Annotated in this window: 4 protein-coding genes; all 4 read left to right on the forward strand. The window is 72.3% G+C overall.

The window, feature by feature from the left end:
* Positions 1 to 519 (forward strand): DUF4937 domain-containing protein (locus AOK18_RS22175; protein ID WP_055695485.1); only part of this gene is annotated, 519 nt, incomplete at its 5' end.
* Positions 520 to 625: 106 nt separating this feature from the next.
* On the forward strand, positions 626 to 1,285 hold the full coding sequence (locus AOK18_RS22180) for a histidine phosphatase family protein (RefSeq protein ID WP_055570895.1): 660 nt from the start codon (positions 626 to 628) through the stop codon (positions 1,283 to 1,285).
* 12 nt (positions 1,286 to 1,297) lie between these two features.
* Positions 1,298 to 2,203, forward strand: coding sequence for an ADP-ribosylglycohydrolase family protein (locus AOK18_RS22185; RefSeq protein WP_055695484.1), 906 nt, complete (start codon positions 1,298 to 1,300; stop codon positions 2,201 to 2,203).
* Positions 2,204 to 2,645: 442 nt separating this feature from the next.
* The coding region (locus AOK18_RS22195; protein ID WP_167738725.1) for a ribonuclease HII at positions 2,646 to 3,092 on the forward strand (447 nt) is incomplete at its 3' end.

A 3,092-nucleotide genomic window follows, 5' to 3' on the forward strand; every position in this document is an offset into this window, starting at 1 on the left:
CCGGGGTTTCGTGGACAGGGCGGGGGCTGGAGCCGGGGACGGCAGGACGTGGCGCACATCTTCTCCTTCTGGGAGAGCCGCGCCTTCTACGACTCCTTCATGGCCCGGTCCCACGACCGGCTCGCCGCCACGCAGTCGGGCACCTTCAAGGACGCGCGGGTCAGGCTGTTCGACCACCGCTTCGACGTGAAGACCGGCTTCGAACCGCGCTTCACGGACGTCGACCTGCTGAGAGTGGCGCTGTGCCGGGTCCACGAGGAGCGCGCGGAGCATTTCGTGCTGATGCACGAGAAGGTCTGGAACCCGGCGATGGCGGGTTCGCCCGGCATGGTCCGGGGACTGTTCGGCGAGGCCCCCGGCAACGAGTTCCTGGTGCTGTCGATGTGGTGGTCGGCGGCCGAGCACGGCAAGTACCGCACCGAACGCGTGGAACGTCTCGCGCTGCGGGCGCAGACGGAGGCCGACATCGTGGCCCTCACGGGGGACATCGTGGACATGGAGCCGGTCTGGACGGTGTGACGCGCCGGGGCGCGGAACCGTCCCGCACCGCGGGGAGTGTGTGACCTGTGCCGTATGGGGCGCGTACGGGTGCTCGGTCGGCCGTCGCCCGTTCTAGGGTTTCAGCATGGCACGACCACGGCGCATCGTCCTCGTCCGGCACGGTGAATCAACGGGCAACGTCGACGACTCCGTTTATGAGCGCGAACCCGATCACGCGCTGGCCCTGACCGAGCGGGGCCGGCGGCAGGCGGAGGAGACGGGCAAGAGGCTGCGCGACCTGTTCGGGCGGGAGCGCGTCAGCGTGTACGTCTCCCCCTACCGCCGTACGCACCAGACGCTGAGCGCCTTCGGCCTCGACCCGGAGCTCATACGCGTGCGGGAGGAGCCGAGACTGCGCGAGCAGGACTGGGGGAATTGGCAGGACCTGAAGGACGTCCGTCTGCAGAAGGCGTACCGGGACGCGTACGGCCACTTCTTCTACCGCTTCGCCCAGGGCGAGTCCGGCGCCGACGTCTACGACCGGGTCGACGGTTTCCTGGAGAGCCTGTTCCGCAGCTTCGACGCCCCCGACCACCCGCCGAACGTCCTCATCGTGACGCACGGTCTCGCCATGCGGCTGTTCTGCATGAGGTGGTTCCACTGGACCGTCGCGGAGTTCGAATCCCTGTCGAACCCGGGTAACGCCGAGATGCGGGTCCTCGTCCTGGGGGAGGACGGCAAGTACACGCTCGACCGGCCCTTCGAGCAGTGGCGGCAGCCGGAACCGTACGGGATCACCGGATAGGGTGGCAGGACGATGACGACCGCCGACTCCACCTCCGCGGGGCGCCTGGCCCGCGCCCTGTCCAGCCTGCGCGGACTGTCGGTGGGGGACGCGCTGGGCTCGCAGTTCTTCGTCCCGGTGAACTATCCGCTGCTCATGCGCCGCGAGCTGCCCCCGGGCCCCTGGCAGTGGACGGACGACACCGAGATGGCCTGCTCGGTCGTCGCCGTCCTCGCCTCCCACCAGCGGATCGACCAGGACGCCCTCGCGGGCTCCTTCGCCGGGCACCACGACTTCGACCGGGGCTACGGGCCCGCGGTCGGCCGGCTGCTGCGGCTGGTCCGTGAGGGCGGGGACTGGCGCGAACTCGCCGCCGCCCTCTTCAACGGCCAGGGGTCCTGGGGCAACGGTGCCGCGATGCGCGTCGCACCCCTGGGCGCCTGGTACGCGGACGATCCGGAGCAGGCAACCCACCAGGCCGAGATCTCGGCCTACCCCACCCACCAGCACCGCGAGGCCGTGGTCGGCGCGATGGCCGTCGCCGCGGCGGCCGCACTCGCCGCCGCCCCCGGCGGGCCGCCCGGCCCCGAGGCCCTGCTCGACGGGGTGGTCGCGCTGGTGCCCAGGAGGAGTGCGGTCGGCGCGGGGCTGCGGCGGGCCCGGGACATGCTCGACTACGCGGACACGGCCACCGTCGCCGCCGTGCTGGGGTGCGGGCGGCGGACGACGGCCCACGACACCGTTCCCTTCGCGCTGTGGTCGGCGGCCCGCGCCCTGGGCGACTACGAGCAGGCCTTCTGGACCACGGCTCAGGCGGGCGGGGACGTCGACACGACCTGCGCCATCGTGGGCGGGGTGGTCGCGGCGGGGAAGGCCGGGACACCGCCCGCCGGGTGGGTCGAGCGGGTCGAGGCACTGCCGAGCTGGATGCCGGTGTAGCTCCGGCGGCCGGTCGTGCCGGGGCGCGGTGCGCTCCCGACCGGATCTCACCCTGTGACCGGTCCTTCACACATGCGATCCGTGCGGGCGCAACGGTTCCCCGTCGTGAGCTTCGAAGGGGACGTGGAACCGACCGCCGGAATGCTCCGGGGGATGATCGGGCACGATATCGAGCGCGGCATCAAGCGCTGTGCCGAGCAGGGAGAGATGCGTGTCGACGCGGCGAACGGCCGTGCCCCCGGCGCCGTCCGGCGATGAGAAGGCGCCGCCCCGGGATGTGCGGAAGCGAAGGGGTGGGCGTCGCTGTGCGGGGGCCGACCGGCCTGCCGACGGGTCCGCCGCTGCGACCGACGGGCTCCCGGCCCCGGACCTCCGGGACCCCGGCCCGCTCGGGCGACCTGGGTGTCGAGGGCCGTTCCGGGCGGCGTACGCTAAGGGCGCCATGCCGTACGAACCACCGACTCACACTGTCGAGCGCTCCCTCCGCGCCACCACCGGGGCGAAGATCGTCGCAGGTGTCGACGAGGTGGGGCGCGGCGCCTGGGCCGGTCCCGTCACCGTCTGCGCGGCGGTCACCGGACTGCGCCGGCCTCCCGAGGGCCTCACCGACTCCAAACTCCTCACCGTCAAGCGGCGCGACGCGCTCGACCGGACGTTGCGGGACTGGGTGACGTCGTACGCCCTGGGCCACGCGTCCCACGAGGAGATCGACCGACTGGGGATGACGGCCGCGCTGCGGCTGGCGGCGGTACGCGCGCTCGAAGGACTGCCGGTCCGGCCCGACGCGGTGATACTCGACGGCAAGCACGACTACCTCGGCGCGCCCTGGCGGGTCCGAACCGTGATCAAGGGTGACCAGTCGTGCGTGGCGGTCGCGGCGGCCTCGGTG

It is taken from the genome of Streptomyces prasinopilosus (genome assembly GCF_001419695.1).
Taxonomy (GTDB): domain Bacteria; phylum Actinomycetota; class Actinomycetes; order Streptomycetales; family Streptomycetaceae; genus Streptomyces; species Streptomyces prasinopilosus.